Origin of the sequence: Bacillus sp. GbtcB14 (genome assembly GCF_019091205.1) — a bacterium.
In the GTDB taxonomy this organism is placed as follows: Bacteria; Bacillota; Bacilli; order Bacillales; family Bacillaceae_G; genus Bacillus_A; species Bacillus_A cereus_AG.
In genome coordinates, this window is the sequence record NZ_JAGXJT010000093.1 from 1 (window position 1) to 323 (window position 323).

A 323-nucleotide genomic window follows, 5' to 3' on the forward strand; every position below is an offset into this window, starting at 1 on the left:
AAAGGAACATGGTTGATATGGAGAGTTTAAGCGGTATATTGCTTAGTTTTTTATGGGCATCGGGTGCTATCGCCCCAAAAATTGGTCTTTTATCTTCATCCCCTTTAATGTTTGCAACAACAAGGTTAATTAGTGCCGGTCTTATCATGTTTATCTTTACATATTTTATCAAATCTAACAGATGGCCTAAAGGAGTAGAGTGGATACAGTTAGTTGTACTAGGTATATTGAATACCACTTTGTATGTAGGTTGCTGTTTCTTGTCTGTAAAGTTGGTATCATCTAGTTTATTTAACATATTTATCACAGTAAACACATTTGTT

Annotated in this window: 1 protein-coding gene; it reads left to right on the forward strand. The window is 34.1% G+C overall.

Annotation, left to right across the window (positions count from 1 at the left end):
* Positions 1-17: 17 nt before the first annotated feature.
* On the forward strand, positions 18-323 hold a 306-nt coding region (locus tag KVT31_RS29445; protein ID WP_254637328.1), incomplete at its 3' end, for an EamA family transporter.